General features: G+C 73.5%; 13 protein-coding genes and 1 pseudogene. 10 read left to right on the plus strand and 4 right to left on the minus strand.

Annotated features, from left to right (window positions below):
- Positions 1-105: 105 nt before the first annotated feature.
- Positions 106-1,671: an acyl-CoA synthetase gene (locus ABZ877_RS00005; RefSeq protein WP_361061605.1), complete on the plus strand. Its 1,566-nt coding sequence runs from the start codon at positions 106-108 to the stop codon at positions 1,669-1,671.
- Between the two features lie 52 nt (positions 1,672-1,723).
- Positions 1,724-3,229, plus strand: a complete 1,506-nt coding sequence (locus ABZ877_RS00010; RefSeq protein WP_361061608.1) for an acyl-CoA synthetase — start codon at positions 1,724-1,726, stop codon at positions 3,227-3,229.
- A 3-nt stretch (positions 3,230-3,232) separates the two neighbouring features.
- On the opposite strand, the gene paaK is transcribed toward ABZ877_RS00010, so the two are convergent.
- A complete protein-coding gene (gene paaK / locus ABZ877_RS00015; protein WP_361061611.1) occupies positions 3,233-4,537 on the minus strand; it encodes a phenylacetate--CoA ligase PaaK in 1,305 nt (434 codons plus the stop codon).
- A gap of 130 nt (positions 4,538-4,667) precedes the next feature.
- Between paaK and ABZ877_RS00020 the strand changes: the two are divergent.
- Positions 4,668-5,347 (plus strand): annotated as a pseudogene (locus tag ABZ877_RS00020) (alpha/beta hydrolase); the annotation flags it as partial.
- Positions 5,348-5,371: 24 nt separating this feature from the next.
- Here ABZ877_RS00020 and ABZ877_RS00025 read toward each other — a convergent pair.
- The gene (locus ABZ877_RS00025) at positions 5,372-6,151 is read right to left on the minus strand and encodes a GNAT family N-acetyltransferase (RefSeq protein WP_361061614.1); all 780 of its coding nucleotides are present in this window, start codon (positions 6,149-6,151) and stop codon (positions 5,372-5,374) included.
- A 40-nt stretch (positions 6,152-6,191) separates the two neighbouring features.
- Entirely contained in the window at positions 6,192-7,811 is a 1,620-nt protein-coding gene (locus ABZ877_RS00030) for an acyl-CoA synthetase (RefSeq protein ID WP_361061617.1), read from the minus strand.
- A gap of 181 nt (positions 7,812-7,992) precedes the next feature.
- Here ABZ877_RS00030 and ABZ877_RS00035 point away from each other — a divergent pair, with 181 nt between their 5' ends.
- The 6 genes from ABZ877_RS00035 to ABZ877_RS00060 all read left to right on the plus strand — a co-directional run bounded on the left by ABZ877_RS00035 (position 7,993) and on the right by ABZ877_RS00060 (position 13,742).
- Entirely contained in the window at positions 7,993-8,796 is an 804-nt protein-coding gene (locus ABZ877_RS00035) for a crotonase/enoyl-CoA hydratase family protein (protein ID WP_361061620.1), read from the plus strand.
- 335 nt (positions 8,797-9,131) lie between these two features.
- Complete coding sequence (locus tag ABZ877_RS00040) at positions 9,132-10,109, plus strand: OB-fold domain-containing protein (protein ID WP_361061623.1); 978 nt, start codon at positions 9,132-9,134, stop codon at positions 10,107-10,109.
- Positions 10,110-11,174 (plus strand): thiolase domain-containing protein, encoded by a 1,065-nt coding sequence (locus ABZ877_RS00045; RefSeq protein ID WP_361061626.1) that lies wholly within the window; start codon positions 10,110-10,112, stop codon positions 11,172-11,174.
- Positions 11,171-12,352 carry a thiolase domain-containing protein gene (locus ABZ877_RS00050; protein ID WP_361061629.1) on the plus strand — a complete coding sequence of 394 codons (1,182 nt, stop codon included), beginning with the start codon at positions 11,171-11,173 and terminating at the stop codon, positions 12,350-12,352. The genes ABZ877_RS00045 and ABZ877_RS00050 overlap by 4 nt, the downstream gene beginning before the upstream one ends.
- An 84-nt stretch (positions 12,353-12,436) precedes the next feature.
- Positions 12,437-12,679, plus strand: a complete 243-nt coding sequence (locus ABZ877_RS00055; RefSeq protein WP_361061632.1) for a DUF397 domain-containing protein — start codon at positions 12,437-12,439, stop codon at positions 12,677-12,679.
- A gap of 136 nt (positions 12,680-12,815) precedes the next feature.
- Positions 12,816-13,742, plus strand: a complete 927-nt coding sequence (locus ABZ877_RS00060) for a universal stress protein (RefSeq protein ID WP_361061635.1) — start codon at positions 12,816-12,818, stop codon at positions 13,740-13,742.
- Positions 13,743-13,751: 9 nt separating this feature from the next.
- Here ABZ877_RS00060 and ABZ877_RS00065 read toward each other — a convergent pair whose 3' ends face one another.
- Entirely contained in the window at positions 13,752-14,477 is a 726-nt protein-coding gene (locus ABZ877_RS00065; protein ID WP_361061638.1) for a leucine-rich repeat domain-containing protein, read from the minus strand.
- Positions 14,478-15,400: 923 nt separating this feature from the next.
- Between ABZ877_RS00065 and ABZ877_RS00070 the strand changes: the two genes are divergently transcribed.
- Positions 15,401-18,286: an AAA family ATPase gene (locus ABZ877_RS00070; protein ID WP_361061641.1), complete on the plus strand. Its 2,886-nt coding sequence runs from the start codon at positions 15,401-15,403 to the stop codon at positions 18,284-18,286.
- The last annotated feature ends 24 nt before the right edge of the window (positions 18,287-18,310 follow it).

Genomic DNA, 18,310 nt, shown 5'->3' on the forward strand with positions numbered 1-18,310 from the left:
CCCCTGAGATGGCGCACGAAGTGCGCATCTCAGGGGCGCGGGGAACTGCGCGACCAGCCACGACGCGCCCGCACCCGGTGACGGAACACCGCAGAAGGGAAGCCCATGCCCGATCCCCACACCCCCCCGAACGGATTCTGGGCGCAGGCCGGTGCCGACCCGGGGCGGCCCGTGCTCACCACCCCGGACGCCGAGACCTGGACCGCGGGACGCCTCCACGCCGCCGCCAACCAAATGACGCACGGCCTACGCCGAGCCGGGTTGCGGAAGGGCGACGCCTTCGCCGTCGTCCTCCCGAACGGCGTCGAGTTCTTCACCGCCTACCTCGCCGCGTCCCAGGCCGGCTTCTACCTGGTCCCGGTCAACCACCACCTCGTCGCCCCGGAGATCGCCTGGATCGTCGCCGACTCGGGCGCGAAGGTGCTGATCGCCCATGACCGGTTCGCGGAGCAGGCCCGCGCCGCCGCCGACGAGGCGAACCTCCCCGAGACGCACAGATACGCCGTCGGAGACACCGGCATCGACACCTTCCGCCCCTACGCCGAACTCCTCGCGGGGCAGCCCGAGTCACCCCCGGACGGCAGGACCCTCGGCTGGGTCATGAACTACACGTCCGGCACCACGGGCCGCCCGCGCGGCATCAGGCGCCCGCTGCAGAACAAGCTCCCCGAGGAGGCGTACCTCGGCGGGTTCCTCGGCATCTTCGGGATCAAGCCGTTCGACGGCAATGTGCACCTGGTGTGTTCGCCGCTCTACCACACGGCGGTGCTCCAGTTCGCGGGCGCGGCGCTGAACATCGGGCACCCGGTCGTCCTCATGGACAAGTGGACCCCGGAGGGCATGTTGCGGGCCATCGACACCTACCGGTGCACGCACACCCACATGGTTCCGACCCAGTTCCACCGCCTGCTCGCGTTGGAGCAGGAGGTGAAGGACCGCTACGACGTGACGTCCATGCGGCACGCGATCCACGGCGCCGCGCCCTGCCCGGACCACGTCAAGCGCGCGATGATCGACTGGTGGGGCATGTGTGTCGAGGAGTACTACGCGGCGAGCGAGGGCGGCGGCACGTTCGCGACCGCCGAGGAGTGGCTGAAGAAGCCGGGGACGGTCGGGAAGGCGTGGCCCATCAGTGAGCTGGCCGTCTTCGACGACGACGGGAACCGTCTGCCCCCGGGGCAGCTCGGCACCGTCTACATGCGGATGACCACCGGCGGGTTCGCGTACCACAAGGACGAGGGCAAGACGAGGAAGAACCGCATCGGCGACTTCTTCACCGTCGGTGACCTCGGCGTTCTCGACGAGGACGGGTATCTGTTCCTCCGCGACCGGAAGATCGACATGATCATCTCCGGTGGGGTCAACATCTACCCCGCCGAGATCGAGGCCGCGCTCCTGACCCACCCCGCCGTCGCCGACGCGGCCGCGTTCGGCATCCCGCACGACGACTGGGGCGAGGAGGTCAAGGCCGTCGTCGAGGTCATCGAGGGCCGTACGGCCGACGACGCCCTCGCGGCCGACATCCTCGCCCACTGCGGGACGCGGCTCGCGGCCTACAAGCGGCCCAGGAGCGTCGACTTCATCGGGTCGATGCCCCGCGACCCCAACGGCAAGCTGTACAAGCGCCGCCTGCGGGACCCGTACTGGGAGGGGAGGACACGCCCCCTCTGACCCCCGGCCCCATGTCTTGACCCGGTGGTCCCCGGGCGCGGAGGATCACGCCATGACGAGGTCACCGGCGTCCGCAGCGGCAGTCAGCACGGTCGACGGAGTGCTGCGGCGCAGCGCCCGCCGCACCCCGGCGCGGGTCGCCCTGCGCTACGGGCCGCGCTCATGGACGTACGAGGAGCTGGACGACGCGGTCTCCCGCGCGGCGAGCGTCCTGCGCGGCCTGGGCCTCGCGCCCGGCGACCGGGTCGGCGCCTACGGGCACAACTCCGACGCCTACCTCATCGGCTTCCTGGCCTGCGCCCGCGCGGGGCTCGTGCACGTCCCCGTCAACCAGAACCTGACCGGTGACGACCTCGCCTACATCGTCCGGCAGTCCGGCAGCGCTCTCGTGCTCACCGACCCCGGCCTCGCGGAGCGGCTGCCGGACGGCGTACGGACCCTGGCGCTGCGCGACGCCGACGACTCCCTCCTCGCCCGGCCGGCCGGCGCCGCGCCGTACGACGGCGAGCAGCCCGGCGCCGACGACCTCGTCCAGCTCCTCTACACCTCCGGGACCACCGCCCTGCCCAAGGGCGCCCGCATGTCGCACCGGGCGCTCGTCCACGAGTACGTCAGCGCGCTCCACGCCCTCGACCTCGAGGCCACCGACCGGCCGGTGCACGCGCTGCCGCTCTACCACTCGGCGCAGATGCACGTCTTCCTGCTGCCGTACCTCGCGGTCGGCGCGACCAGCACGCTCCTCGACGCGCCCGACGCCGCCCGGATCTTCGACCTCGTGGAGGCGGGCGAGGCCGACAGTCTCTTCGCGCCGCCCACCGTGTGGATCGGCCTGTCGCAGCACCCGGAGTTCGCCTCCCGCGACCTCGGCGGGCTGCGCAAGGCGTACTACGGGGCGTCGATCATGCCGGTGCCCGTCCTGGAGCGGCTGCGCGAGCGACTCCCCGGCCTCGCCTTCTACAACTGCTTCGGGCAGAGCGAGATCGGCCCGCTCGCCACCGTGCTCGGACCGGACGAGCACGAGGGGAGGATGGACTCGTGCGGGCGGCCCGTCCTGTTCGTCGAGGCGAGGATCGTCGACGAGGACGGCAAGGACGTGCCCGACGGCACGCCCGGCGAGGTCGTCTACCGCTCCCCGCAACTGTGCGACGGCTACTGGGACAAGCCCGAGGAGACCGCGCACGCCTTCCGCGACGGCTGGTTCCGCTCCGGCGACCTGGCGGTGCGTGACAGTGAGGGCTACTTCACCGTCGTCGACCGCGTGAAGGACGTCATCAACTCCGGGGGTGTGCTCGTCGCCTCCCGGCAGGTCGAGGACGCCCTCTACACGCATCCGGCCGTCGCGGAGGCGGCGGTGGTCGGGCTGCCCGACGAGCGGTGGATCGAGGCGGTGACGGCCGTCGTCGTCCGCGCCCACGACGTCACCGAGGCCGAACTCCTCGCCCACGCGCGCGAGAAGCTCGCCCACTTCAAGGCGCCCAAGCGGATCGTCTTCGTGGACGAGCTGCCGCGCAACGCGAGCGGCAAGATCCTCAAGCGGGAGCTGAGGAACAGTCTCTGAACCTCACGGGCGGTTCCGCAGGTCCATGATCCGCTTGATCTTGCCGACCGAGCGCTCCAGCGTCTCCGGATCGACGATCTCGACGGCCACGCTCACCCCGACCCCGTCCTTCATCCGCGCCGCGATGGTCCGCGCCGCCGCATCCCGCTCGTCCGGCGTCGCGTCGGGGCGGGCCTCGGCGCGGACCGTCAGCGCGTCCATCCGGCCCTCGCGGGTGAGGCGGAGCTGGAAGTGCGGGGCGACGCCGGGCGTGCGCAGCACGATCTCCTCGACCTGCGTCGGGAAGAGGTTCACCCCGCGCAGGATCACCATGTCGTCGCTGCGCCCGGTGATCTTCTCCATGCGGCGGAACGCGGGCCGCGCCGTCCCCGGGAGGAGGCGCGTCAGATCCCGCGTCCGGTAGCGGATCACCGGCATCGCCTGCTTGGTGAGCGAGGTGAAGACCAGCTCGCCCTCCTCACCGTCGGGCAGCGCCTCGCCGGTGAGCGGGTCGACGATCTCCGGGTAGAAGTGGTCCTCCCAGATGTGCAGCCCGTCCTTGGTCTCCACGCACTCCTGCGCGACACCCGGGCCGACGACCTCGGAGAGCCCGTAGATGTCGACGGCGTCGATCCCGCACCGCTCCTCGATCTCGCGCCGCATCTCCTGCGTCCACGGCTCCGCGCCGAAGACGCCGACCCGCAAGGACGTGGAGCGCGGATCGACGCCCTGCCGCTCGAACTCGTCGAGGAGGGTCAGCATGTACGACGGCGTCACCATGATGATCTCGGGTTCCAGGTCCTGGATGAGCCGGACCTGGCGGGCGGTCATGCCGCCGGACGCCGGGATGACGGTGCAGCCGAGCCGCTCCGCGCCGTAGTGCGCGCCGAGCCCGCCCGTGAACAGGCCGTACCCGTACGCGACATGCACCTTGTGCCCCGGCCTGCCGCCCGCCGCGCGGAGCGCACGGGCCACCATGTCGGCCCACATCGACAGGTCGTCCTCGGTGTACCCGACGACCGTGGGCTGCCCGGTCGTCCCGCTGGAGGCGTGCAGCCGCCGCACCTCGGACGGGTCGACGGCGAACATCCCGAAGGGGTAATTGTCCCGCAGGTCCGCCTTGGTCGTCAGCGGGAACCGGGCGAGGTCCGCGAGCGAGGCGCAGTCCTCCGGGCGCACGCCCGCCTTGTCGAAGGCGTCCCGGTAGAACGGCACCCGTTCGTACACCCGGCCGAGCGTCGCGCGCAGCCGCTCCAGCTGGAGCGCCCGCAACTCCTCCGCGCCCAGGCGCTCGCCCTCGTCCCACCACCGCGTCGTCGTCGACGTCATCGCCCGCACTCCCGCACTCGCTACCGACCGATCATTCGGTTGATCTGGTCGTCAGTTATGCAAGGCCGGGGGCCCCGCGTCAAGGGATACGACGTTGCCGGTGGAGCCGCCCGGCTGTGAAGATCACGCCATGTTCACCTTCACCGCGCCGGACGGCACCGAACTGGCCTGCCACGTACGGGGGGCGGGCCCGCTCCTCGTGTGCCTGCCGGGCGGCCCGATGCGCGCCTCCGAGTACCTCGGCGACCTGGGCGGCCTCACCGCCCACCGCACCCTGTACCTCCTCGACCTGCGCGGCACCGGCCGGTCGGCGGTCCCGGCCGACGCGTCCACGTACCGCTGCGACCAGCAGGTCGCCGACGTCGAGGCGCTCCGCCTCCACCTCGGCCTCGACCGCATGGACGTCCTCGCCCACTCGGCGGGCTGCAACCTCGCCATCCTCCACGCGGCGCGGCACCCCGAGCGGATCGCCCGGCTCACCCTCGTCACCTCCGCGCCCTGGGCGCTCGGCCTGCGCGCCACCCCCGACGACCGGCGCGCCGCCGCGCGGCTCCGGCGCCACGAACCCTGGTTCGAGGCCGCCTACGCCGAGTACGAGAAGTTCCTCGCGGGCCGCGCCGACGCCGACTACTCCCTCTACGACGCCTTCTTCTACGGGCGCTGGGACGAGCGCGCCCAGGCCCACGCGGCCCGCACCGACGCCCAGACCAACGAGCACGCCGAAGCGCTCTACGCCGCCGAGGGCGCCTACGACCCGCCCGCCTGCACGCCCCGGTGCTGCTGCTCGCGGGCGAACTGGACGGCGGCCCGCGAAGTGGCGAAGTTCCTGGCGGTCTAGCCGGCGCCGAGGACGTACGGGGTGGTCGTCCCCAGCGCCACGAAGCCCAGGCGTTCCAGGATGGGCCGGCTGTATGACGTGGCGTCGACGTGCACGTACGGGAATCCGCGCTCGGTGGCGATCCGCGCGCGGAAGGCGACGAGCGAGCGGTAGACGCCGCGCCCCCGCCACTGCGGCACGGTGCCGCCGCCCCACAGGCTCGCGAAGTCCGTGCCCGCGTGGAGTTCGAGGCGGGCGGCGCTGACCGGCTCGGCGCCGTGCAGCGCGACCACGGCGGGCACCGTCCCCGGGTCGTGCGCGAGCTGCAGGCGCACCTGGTGCCCGATCGAGGAGCGGCCGTTGTCGAAGGCCCGCGCGTGGACCCGCTCGACCAGCTCGATGTGGGCCTCCTCGGTAACGGGCAGCAGCTCGATCCCCTCCGGCGGCGAGACGTCGAGCGCGAGCCCGGCCGTCTCCGCGACGAGCAGCGTCTCCGTCTCCTCGGCGACGAACCCGGCGGCGGTCAGCCGCGCGCCCAGATCGCCGGGCCGGTCGTGCCCGTACGCCTTCCACTCGGCCTCGACGCCCAGCGCGCGGTAGAACGCGGCCTGTGCGCGGATCGCGGCGTCCGCGCCCTCCGTGTCGAGGTCCGACCACAGCACCCCGTTCCAGCCCTCGCCCGGGGCGACCTGCCGCACGACGTCCCCCACCCGCTCGACCCGTGCCCCGGGCTCGTCGGGCCGCGCGTCGCGCCGCATCTGCCGGTCGTACAGGGCCCGTACCGCTTCGTGATCCATCCGGCCACTTCAGCAGCGGCGCGGGCACCGGGCAACCGGATTACGGCGCCGCGCCGGCGGCGACCGCGCGGGCCCAGCGGTAGTCCGCCTTGCCGCTGGGGGAGCGCTGGACGGCGTCCGTCAGCACCAGCTGGCGGGGGATCTTGTACCCGGCGAGACGGGTGCGGCAGTGGGCCCGCAGGGCGTCCAGGGAGAGGGGCGGGGCGCCGGACCTGAGCTGGACGACGGCGGCCACATGGTTGCCCCACCTGGCGTCGGGGACCCCGGCGACCAGCGCGTCGTACACGTCCGGATGGGACTTCAGCGCCTGCTCCACCTCCTCCGGGTAGACCTTCTCGCCGCCCGTGTTGATGCACTGCGAGCCACGGCCGAGGACGGTGACGACACCCTCCTCGTCGACGGTGGCCATGTCACCGAGCAGCACCCACCGCTCGCCGTCCCTCTGGAAGAAGGTCTCGGCGGTCTTCTTCGGGTCGTTGTAGTACCCGAGCGGGACGTGGCCGCGCTGCGCGATCCGCCCGACCTCGCCCACGGCGACCGGTTCGTACGTGGCCGGGTCCACCACCGTCGTACGGTCGTTGACGCGCAGGCGGAAGCCCCGCCCGGCGCCGGAGTCGTCCGTCGCGGTCCCGTTGAAGCCGGACTCCGACGACCCGAAGTTGTTGAGCAGCAGCGCGTTCGGCACCAGCGCCCGGAACTCGGCCCGGACCGTGTCCGACATGACCGCGCCCGACGAGGAGACGGTGAGCAACGACGAGCAGTCCGTGCCCTTCAAAGGGCCGCTCAGCGCGTCGATCAGCGGACGCAGCATCGCGTCGCCCACCAGCGACACGCTCGTCACCCGCTCCCTCTCGATCGTGCGCAGCACCTCCTCCGGCACGAACTTGCGGTGGACGACGACGCGCTGACCGAAGTGGAAGGCGATGAACGCGGTGAGGGTGGAGGTGCCGTGCATCAGCGGGGGCGTGGGGAAGAAGGTGAGGCCGGCGCCTCCCGCCGCCACCCGTTCCGCCAGCTCCTCCGGGCGCGAGACCGGCTCACCGGTCGGCGCGCCGCCCCCGAGCCCCGAGAAGAACAGATCCTCCTGGCGCCACATCACCCCCTTCGGCATGCCCGTGGTGCCGCCCGTGTAGATGATGAACTGGTCGTCCGCCGAACGCGGCCCGAACCCGCGCCCCTCCGACGCGCCCGCCTCCGCCTCCGCGAAGTCGAGCGCCTTCAGGGGCGGCGCGCCGGGAGCCGGGGCGCCCACCCGCAGGAGGTGGCGCAAGGTGTCGGTCCGGGGCAGCGCGCCCGCCACGCGGTCGGTGAACTCGGCGTCGAAGACCAGCGCGACGAGATCGGCGTCCCGGTAGAGGTGGACCAGCTCGTCCTCGACGTACCGGTAGTTGACGTTGACCGGGACGATCCGGGCCTTCAGACAGCCGAGCACGGTCTGCAGGTACTCCACGCCGTTGTAGAGGTGCAGGCCGAGATGGTCGCCGGGGCGCAGGCCGCTGTCGATCAGGTGGTGGGCGACGCGGTTCGCCGCCGCGTCCAGCTCCGCGTAGGTCAGCCTGCGCTCGGCGCCCGTCCCGGGGTGGTCCAGGTGGACGAGGGCCTCGCGGTCCGGGACCACGTCGACGACCGACTCGAACAGGTCGGCAAGGTTGTACTCCACCGCTCCTCCTGACCGTCGAAGCGTCTCGGTGGCCGTCATCAGAGCAGAGACGCGGAGAAGGGGGAAGGGTCCTCGCGGACGTAATCTGACTGAGTGTCAGAAAACTCTTGAACTGGCCCGCCCCCTCCTGCAACCTGTTCTCGTCTCAGGGCGTCGCGGCGCCGCCGACTGGAGGTCAGCCATGAGTGGGACCGAACACCTCGACGTGCGGCGCGAAGGCGCGACGCTCGTGCTCACGCTCAACCGGCCCGAGGCCAGGAACGCGCTGTCCCTGCCGATGCTCGTCGGCCTCCACGACGGCTGGACCGAGGCCGACGCGGACGACTCCGTCCGGTCGATCGTGCTCACCGGGGCGGGCGGATCGTTCTGCGCGGGCATGGACCTCAAGGCGCTGGCCGGCGACGACGGCATGGCCGGGCAGCACTACCGCGACCGCCTCAAGGCCGACCCCGACCTGCACTGGAAGGCGATGCTCCGCCACCACCGGCCCCGCAAGCCGGTCATCGCGGCGGTCGAGGGGTACTGCGTGGCGGGCGGTACGGAGATCTTGCAGGGTACGGACATCAGGGTGGCCGGGGAGTCGGCGACGTTCGGGCTGTTCGAGGTGGCGCGGGGCCTGTTCCCGATCGGCGGCTCGACCGTGCGGCTCCCTCGCCAGATCCCGCGCACCCACGCGCTGGAGATGCTGCTGACGGGGCGCCCCTACCCCGCGCCGGAAGCGGCCGCGATCGGGCTCGTGGGGCGGGTCGTGCCGGACGGGGCGGCCCTGTCGACGGCGCTGGAGATCGCCGAACGCGTCAACGCGTGCGGGCCGCTGGCGGTCGAGGCGGTCAAGGCGTCCGTGTACGAGAACGCGGGGCTGCCGGAGGCGGAGGCCCTCGCGGCGGAGCTGAAGCGCGGCTGGCCGATCTTCGACACGGCCGACGCGAAGGAGGGGGCCCGCGCCTTCACGGAGCGGCGTCCACCGCGATTCCGGCGCGAGTAATGCCCCGCCCGGTCCCGTCGCCGAGTGCGGGTCGCGCCGTGGCTGGTCGCGCAGTTCCCCGCGCCCCTCCGCGGTTGCGTCTGCCATGTACTCCCGTCTCGCGCGTGCGGATGCGTCGTGGTTGCTCGCGCAGTTCCCCGCGCCCCTGGAGGCGTACGGCTTCGCCGTGCCTCCAGGGGCTGCGGAAGCCCCGAGATGCCGCACGAAGTGCGCATCTCAGGGGCGCGGGGAACTGCGCGACCAGCCACGACGAGACCCGCACGCACGAGCAAACCCCCGCCGAGCAGACGCAACCGCACCCCACAACCCCGGCCCCCCGATGACAAGGAGCCCCGATGGAGAGCCCGGTCGCAACGGACGTGCTTCGCGCCCCGCTCGTCCTAGAGTTCCCCTTCACCCGTTCCCTAGGCCCCATCCAGAGCGCCTTCCTCACCGGCCTCAAGCACAGAACATGCCTGGGCGCCCGCACCCCAAGCGGCCGCGTCCTCGTTCCCCCCGTCGAGTACGACCCCGAAACCGCCGAAGAACTCCGTGACCTCGTGGAGGTCGGCACCACGGGCACGGTCACCACCTGGGCGTGGAACCCGGAACCCCGGCGCGGCCAGCCCCTCGGCACCCCTTTCGCCTGGATGCTGGTCAAGCTGGACGGCGCGGACACATCCCTGCTGCACGCACTGGACGCCCCCGGGCCGGAGGCCGTCCGTACGGGTATGCGCGTCCGCGTCCGCTGGGCCCCGGACGCGGACCGCACCGGCGCGATCACCGACATCGCCTGCTTCGAACCAGCCGACACGGACACAGACACCGACCAAGCCCGGCCCCAGCCCCGTACCTACACGGCCCCCGGTCAAAGCGTCACCGGCATCGTCACCCCCGCCCGTCTCGACTACACCTACAGCCCGGGCGCCGCCCAGAGCCGGTTCATCAACGCCCTGGCCGACCACCGCACCGTGGGGGAGCGCTGTCCGTCCTGCCGCAAGGTGTACGTCCCGCCGCGCGGCGCGTGCCCGACGTGCGGTGTCGCCACGTCGGAGCAGGTGGAGGTCGGCCCGGCCGGCACGGTCACGACGTACTGCATCGTCAACGTCAAGGCGAAGAACCTGGACATCGAACTGCCTTACGTCTACGCGCACATCGCCCTGGACGGCGCCGACCTGGCGCTGCACGGCCGTATCGCCGGGATCCCGTACGACCAGGTCCGCATGGGCCTGCGCGTCGAACCGGTGTGGAGCGGGGGCGGGCGCTTCCCGGACCATTACCGGCCGACCGGTGAGCCGGACGCGGACTACGACGCGTACAAGGAGCTGATCTGAATGCGGCCGCCGATCCGGGACGTCGCCGTCGTCGCCTTCGGGCAGACCGCGCACCGCCGCTCCTCCGACGAGCAGTCGGAGGTGGAGATGCTGATGCCGGTGCTGCACGAGGTGCTCGACGCCACCGGCTTGCGGACCAGCGACATCGGTTTCACGTGCTCGGGGTCGAGCGACTACCTCGCCGGGCGCGCCTTCTCGTTCACGATGGCGCTCGACGGCGTGGGCGCGTGGCCGCCGATCTCGGAGTCGCATGTCGAGATGGACGGGGCGTGGGCGCTGTACGAGGCGTGGACGACGTTGCTCACGGGCGACGCCGACACGGCTCTCGTCTACTCCTACGGCAAATCGTCGCCGGGTTCGGTGCGGGACGTGCTGACACGGCAGCTCGACCCGTACTACGTGGCACCGCTGTGGCCGGATTCCGTGGCCCTCGCCGCGTTGCAGGCCCAGGCGCTCATCGACGCGGGCCACACGGACGAGCCCGCCCTGGCCGGGATCGCCGCCCGCAGCCGCGAGGCCGCGAGCAGCAATCCGTACGCGCAACTGCGCGGCCCGGACGTGCCGCACGGCGATTATCTCGTCCAGCCGCTGCACACCGGTGACTGCCCGCCGATCGGGGACGGCGCCGCCGCCGTGATCCTCGCCGCCGGGGACCGCGCCCGCGCCCTGTGCGAGCGGCCCGCCTGGATCCGGGGCGTCGACCACCGCATCGAGGCGCACAGCCTCGGCGTACGCGATCTCACCGACTCGCCGTCGACGCGGCTCGCCGCCGAGAACGCGGGGGCGTTCGAACGGCCCGTGGACACCGCCGAGTTGCACGCCCCGTTCACCTCGCAGGAGGTCGTCCTGCGCAGGGCGCTGCGGCTCGGGGACGACGTCCTCGTCAATCCGTCCGGCGGGGCCCTCGCCGCGAACCCCGTCATGGCCGCCGGGCTGGTGCGGATCGGTGAGGCCGCCGCCCGGATCCACCGCGGCGCGTCCCGGCGGGCGCTCGCCCACGCCACCTCGGGGCCCTGCCTCCAGCAGAACCTCGTCGCCGTACTCGAAGGGGAGGAGCAGCGATGAGCGGCAACAACACCGCCAAGGAGCCGGTGGCCGTCGTCGGTGTCGGGCAGACCAAGCACGTCGCCGCCCGCCGCGACGTGTCGATCGCGGGGCTCGTGCGCGAGGCCGCGCGCCGCGCCCTGGACGACGCCGAGCTGACCTGGGCCGACATCGACGCCGTCGTCATCGGCAAGGCGCCCGACTTCTTCGAGGGCGTCATGATGCCGGAGCTGTACCTCGCGGACGCGCTCGGCGCCGTCGGCAAGCCGATGCTGCGCGTGCACACCGCCGGGTCGGTGGGCGGCTCGACCGCGCTGGTCGCCACCCACCTCGTCGCGGGCCGCGTCCACGGCACCGTCCTCACCCTCGCCTTCGAGAAGCAGTCCGAGTCGAACGCCATGTGGGGGCTCTCCCTGCCCGTCCCGTTCCAGCAGCCGCTGCTCGCAGGAGCCGGCGGGTTCTTCGCGCCCCACATCCGCGCCTACATGCGGCGCTCGGGTGCGCCCGACACCGTCGGCTCCCTGGTCGCGTACAAGGACCGGCGCAACGCCCTGAAGAACCCGTACGCCCACCTCCACGAGCACGACATCACCCTGGAGAAGGTGCAGGCGTCGCCCATGCTGTGGGACCCGATCCGCTACTCCGAGACGTGCCCGTCCTCCGACGGCGCGTGCGCGATGGTGCTCACCGACCGCGCGGGCGCGGCCCGTTCGCCGAGGCCGCCCGCCTGGCTGCTCGGCGGCGCCATGCGCAGCGAGCCGACCCTTTTCGCGGGCAAGGACTTCGTCTCCCCGCGGGCGGGCAAGGACTGCGCCGCCGACGTGTACCGGCAGGCGGGCATCGCGGACCCGCGCCGCGAGATCGACGCCGTCGAGATGTACGTCCCCTTCTCCTGGTACGAGCCGATGTGGCTGGAGAACCTCGGCTTCGCCGACGAGGGCGAGGGCTGGAAGCTCACCGAGGCGGGCGTCACCGAGCTCGACGGCGACCTGCCCGTCAACATGTCGGGCGGCGTCCTGTCCACCAACCCCATCGGTGCCTCCGGCATGATCCGCTTCGCCGAGGCCGCCCTCCAGGTGCGCGGCCAGGCGGGGGAGCACCAGGTCGACGGCGCCCGCAAGGTCCTCGGGCACGCCTACGGCGGCGGCTCGCAGTTCTTCTCCATGTGGCTCGTCGGCGCCGAGCCGCCCACAAGGTGAACGATCGCCACCGCCCTCGGCCTGTCCGCCGTACGCGCCGATCGCTAGGCTGGCGCACGGAGACGAACCGGGAGGAGCACGGACGTGGCCGAGAGCACCGTCGACCAGCACCCGCTCGCGGGGTGGGACAAGCCGGACCTGGATCTGAGCAACGCGGACTGGCGCTCCAGCAGCCGCGGGGCGGGCGATGTCCAGATCGCCTTCGTGGAGGGGTTCATCGCGATGCGCAACAGCGGCAGCCCGCACAGCCCGTCGCTGATCTTCACTCCGGACGAGTGGGGCGCGTTCGTGCTCGGCGCCCGCGAGGGCGAGTTCGATCTGACGTAGGGGCCGGTCGGCCCCGGTTTCCGACACGCGACCTTCGGCCCTGTCCCACGGCCTGCTTGTGCGCGAGCCTTGACCACAGGAACAACCGGTCAATGGGGGCACGGTCAGCGTGCCCTGTGTCGGAGGCGAAGAAGTCATGAGTACGCCGCACACCCTGCCCGTCGTCGCCGCGGTCGACGGGTCCGACGACAGCGGACGCGCCCTGGAGTGGGCGCTCGTCGAGGCGGCCCGGCGCGGTGTGGAGCTGCGCATCGTGCACGTGCGGCAGTACGCGCCCCAGCTCCAGGCCGACGTGCTCGTCGCCGGGCCCGAGGAGCCCGCGGACGACCGCGTCATCGGGGCCGTACGCAAGGAGCTCCAGAGCCGCGCGGGACTGCCGCCGCTCGAGTTCATCAGCCGCGACGGGCTGCCCGCCGCCGTGCTGCCCGAGATGAGCGCGGAGGCCTGCCTCCTGGTGCTCGGCTCGCGCGGGCGCGGCGGCTTCGCGAGCCTGCTGCTCGGCTCGAACGGGGTGGCCGCCGCGCGCGACGCCCACTGCCCCGTCGTCGTCGTGCCGCCGCCCGGCCGCACGGTGCACGGCGACACGCCCGTACCGCCTGGACCGCGCGTCGTCGTGGGGCTGCGGACGGACGAGCCGGACGACACCGTCCTCGGCTTCGCCTTCGAGCACGCGGCCCGCAGCGGTGCGCGGCTCCAGGTCGTCGCCGCCTATCCGTGGCCGGTGCTCGCCTGGTCCGCGTTCGGCGACTTCGCGCCGACCACCGTCGACCAGGAGGCCGCCGCGCAGGAGACCCTGCGGCTGGCGGAGGCCGCCGTCGCGGAGTGGTGCAAGGCCCACCCCGACGTCGAGGTCGACGTGCATGTGGCGCCCGGTGACGCGGCCGGTCTCCTCGTGGCGAACTCGCGCGACGCCGAACTGGTCGTGGTCGGCCGCCACCGCCGCCGCCTCACCCGCCCCGCCCCGATCCTCGGCTCGGTCACGCAGGCGGTCCTGCTGCACGCGGCGAGCCCGGTCGCGATCGTGCCGCCCGCCGCGCCGGACGCTCCGCCGACGGAGGGGTGAGCGGCCCGGTCAGCGCAGGACGACGCAGCCGCGCCCGGCCAGCTCCGCGAGCAGGCCGGGCGCGACGCGCACGTCGTTCCAGCGCAGGTCGAGCTTTTCCAGGGCGGGCAGCTCCGTGATCCAGCCGGGCAGCTCCCGCAGCCGGTTGCTCCGCAGGTCGAGCTTGCGCAGCCGCGGGAGGGCGCGCACGGCCTCGGGCACGGTGGCGAAGGCGTTCTCGCGCAGCTCCAGCTCCCGCAGCTCCCGCAGACCGCCCAGGGAGTCGGGCAGTTCCGTGAGCGCGTTGCCGCGCAGCCAGAGCTCCCGCAGGGCGGTGAGCCGCCCGAGGCCGTCGGGGAGTGCGGTGAGCCGGTTGTGCTGCGCGCGCAGTTCGACGAGGCCGGTCATCGCGCCCAGCGTGCCGGGCAGCGCGGTGAGCCGGTTCTCGCCGACGTTGAGGTACGCGAGCCGGTTGAGGGCGCCGAGGCGGTCGGGCAGCTCGGTCAGCTCGTTGTCGTGCAGGTAGAGGAACCGGGTCAGGCCGGTGAGGTCGCCGAGGGCTGCGGGCACGCTGGTCAGCCGGTTGTGGCCGAGGTCCAGGGTGTGCAGCGAGGTGAGCGTGCCGATGCGGTCGGGGAGGTGCGTGAGGTGGTTGTCGGGCAGGAGGAGGACCTCCAGCGCGGGACGGTCCCAGACCTCGTCCGGTACGAAGTCCAGACCGGCCCGCCAGTAACTGAGCGTCTCGCCGCCGTCCATGAGCCCCTCCCGCGCGCCTGATGGCCGACGCGGAACCTATCAACAGGACCTCGGCGCGGTCATACCGGCCTGGCCTGGCCCTCGTCGGCGAGGTCGGTGTGAGGGAGGTGCGCGAGGTGCGGCCCGCCGCGCGGCCGGGGGAGCGGGGCCTCGCCGACGCGCGCCGGTTGCTGCCCCCGCCCTGGCCGGGCCGTGGCGCGATTGATTACGCGGCCGTGCGCGTGGCCACCGCTGGATACGGCGGCCGTGCGTGTGGTCACCGCTGAACACGTCGGCCGCGCGTGGCCACCGCTGAGTGCGTTGGCCGTACGCGTGACCACCGCTGAGTGCGTTGGCCGTACGCGTGACCACCGCTGAGTGCGTTGGCCGTACGCGTGACCACCGCTGAATATGGTGGCCGCGCGTGGCCACCGCTGAACACGTCGGCCGCACGTGACCACCGCCGAATACGGCGGCCGTGCGCGTGGTCACCGCTGAGAGCGTCGGCCGCGCGTGGCCACCGCTGAAAACGGCGGCGCACGTGACCACCGCTGAGTACGTTGGCCGTGCGCGTGACCACCGCTGAGTACGTTGGCCGTGCGCGTGGCCACCGCTGAACACGGTGGCCGCGCGCGTGGCCACCGCCTCCGTCCTGAACCGGCCGGACGGCGCCGCGCTGCCCGGTGGCCGGCCGGACGGCGCCGCGCTGCCCGGTGGCCGGCCAGACGGTGAAGCGCCGCCCCGGTGGTCGGTCCGACGGTGGCGGCGCCGCGCCGGGCGTACGGGGCACGGTCGGTACAGCCGGGGCGTCCGGCGCCGGCCTCCTCACCGCCGCACTCGCCCGCGCCGCACTCCCCCGCCCCGCCCCGCGCAAGAGCACCAACTCCCTTGCACAGAAGGGCACATGAGGCTCCGGGGCGGGCGGTCCGGCGTACGCTGAGCGCATGGTGCAGCAGCGCGGCGGCTGGAGCAGACGCCCCTTGCTCGAACGCGAAAGCGAACTCGCCGTCGTCGACGAGGCGCTCGACGAGCTGACCGGACTCCGCCCCGGCGGCGTGGAACCGCCCGAGCGGCCGCACGGCGCGCTGCTCGCCGTCGCCGCGCCCGCGGGCCTCGGCAAGACCTCCCTCCTTGCCGAGGTCCGCAGGCGCGCCGCCACCAAGGGCTGCACCGTCCTGTACGCGCGCGGCGGCGACCAGGAGCAGGGCGTCGCCTTCCACGTCGCACGCCAGCTCGTGCAGCCGCAGCTCGCCGGGGTCCCCGAGGCGGAGCTCCGCTCCCGGCTCGGAAGCTGGTACGCCATCGTCGGCCCCGCCCTCGGCCTGTGCGCCGCCGCCGACGGGGCGCCGCCCGACCCGCAAGGTCTGCGCGACGGCCTCGACTGGGTGCTCACCCACCTCGCCGTGGACCGCGCCCCGATGGTCCTCGTCCTGGACGACGCGCACTGGGCCGACCCCGAGTCGCTGAGCTGGCTCGCCGCGTTCGCGCCCCGCGCCGAGGAGTTGCCGCTGCTGCTCGTCGTCGCCTACCGGCCCGAGGAGCTGCCCGACCACGCCGAGGCGCTGCGCGGCCTGCCGGACCGTACGGGCCGCCGCCCCCTCGGGCTCGAACCGCTCAGCGCGCCCGCCATCGCCCACATGGTCCGCGCCTCCGTCGGGGCCCACGCCGACGACGCGTTCTGCCGGGAGTGCTGGGCCGTCACCGCGGGCAACCCCTTCGTCGCCGTCGAGCTGACCGCGAAGGTGCACGACCGGGGCCTCGCGCCCACCGAGAACGCGGCGCACCTGCTGCGCGACCTTGCCGCCGCCGTCAAGGGCAGCGGGCTCATCGCCCGGCTCGAACGCCTCGGCACCTCCACCGTCCGCTTCGCCTGGGCCTGCGCCGTCCTCGGCACGGAGATCAGGCCCGAGCTGGCCGCGGGGGTCGCGGGGCTCGGCGCGGAGGAGGCCGCGGACGCCGCCGACCGGCTCCGCACCGCGCGCATCCTCACCGGCGCGGACACCCTGGAGTTCGTCCACCCGCTGATCGCCACCGCCGTCTACCGCGCGATCCCCAGCGGCATCCGCGTCGCCCTGCACGGCCAGGCCGCCTGGACCGTCGTCAACGCGGGGCTCGGCCCGTCCGCCGCCGCCCGCCACCTCCTGGAGACCCACCCGGACGGCGACGGCTGGGTCGTACAGCAACTGCGCTCCGCCGCCCGCGAGACCGTCCGCGCGGGCGCCCCCGACGCCGCCCGCCGCTATCTCGCCCGCGCCCTGCGCGAACCCCCGCCCTTCGAGGACCGCGCCGTCGTCCTCTACGAACTCGGCAGCGCCTCCCTGCTCACCGAGCCCGCCACCACCGTCAACCACCTGCGCGCCGCCCTGGAGGAGCCGATCTCCGACCCGGCCCTGCGCCAGGGCATCGTCTACCGGCTCTCCCAGGTCCTCGCCCACAGCGACCGGCTCGCGGAGGCGTCGGAGACCCTCGTCCGGGAGGCCCGGCACACCACGGACCCCCGCGTCCGGCTGCGCCTCCAGGCCGAACAGTTCATGTGGGACGCGTTCCGTGCCGACGAACCCGACTCCCCGGCCCGTTCCCGGCGCCTCGCGAAACTCGCCGACCGGCTCACCGGACGCGACCTCACCGAGCGCTACATCATCGGCCTGCGCGCCTGGGACGCCACCCTGCGCGGCGAACCCGCCGCCACCGTCATCCGGCACGCCGAACGCGCCCTCGCGGGCGGGCTTCGCTGGGCCGCCGACGACGACCGCGGCTTCGAGGTCCCCGTCCTCGTCGCCCTGTCCTTCCTCTACGCCGACCGGCCGGGCCGCACCGAGGAGCTGTTCGTCGAGGGCATCGCCGACTTCGAGCACGCGGGCTGGCGCGGCGGCCACCTCTCCTTCGCGTACACCCTGCTCGGCTACGTCCGCTACCGGCGCGGGCGGCTCGCCGAGGCCGAGGACTTCGCCCGCGCGGGCCTGCGCCTCGCCGAGCGCGTCGGGCCCGGCACCCCCGCCCACTGGTACGCCGTCGGCACGCTCGTCGAGGTGCTGCTCGCGCGCGGCCGGGTCCAGGAGGCCCGCACCGTCGCGGAGACGTACGCCTTCGGAGAGCCGTTCCCCGCGGCGGTCGTCTTCCCCGACGCGCAGACCGTGCACGGGGAACTCCTGCTCGCCCTCGGCCGCACCAAGGACGCCGCGACGGAACTGGCCGCGGCCGGGCGCCGGCTCGACCCGCGCGGCATGCGCAACCCGGCCTGGTGCCCCTGGCAGCTCCACCTCGCCCGCGCCGAGACCCACGACGCCCCGGCCCGCGCCCTCGCCACCGTCCACGACGCGGTCGAGCGCACCCGGCACTTCGGCGCCCCGTCCGCGATCGGGCAGGCCCTGCGCGCCGCCGCCGAGGTCTCCACGGGCGCCGCCCGCGCCAAGCTCCTGGAGGAGTCCGTCGCCCACCTCGAACGCTCCCCGGCCGGCTACGAGCTGGCCTGCTCACTCGTCGCCCTCGGCGCGGAGCTGCGCCGCACCGGGCGCGGTGCCGACGCCGCCGACCAGCTCTACCGGGGCCTGGAGGCGGCGGCCGCCTGCGGCGCGGACGGCCTCGCCGAGCGGGCCCGCGACGAACTCGCCGCCGCCGGTCTGCGGCCCCGGCCCTTGCGCAGCCCGGCCACGGACACGCTCACCGCGCGGGAGCGCGCGGCGGCGAGCTGCGCGGCCCGCGGCCTGTGCCCCGCCGAAACGGCGGCCGAGCTGCACCTGGACGAACAGACGGTGGTCCGCCTCCTCTCAGCCGTCTACCGCAAAATAGGCACGGACCAACCGGGCCTCGCATCGGCCCTCACCCCCTGACGCGACGGTCTTCGGCCTCGCTGG

It is taken from the genome of Streptomyces sp. NPDC046939 (assembly GCF_040644575.1).
Taxonomy (GTDB): domain Bacteria; phylum Actinomycetota; class Actinomycetes; order Streptomycetales; family Streptomycetaceae; genus Streptomyces.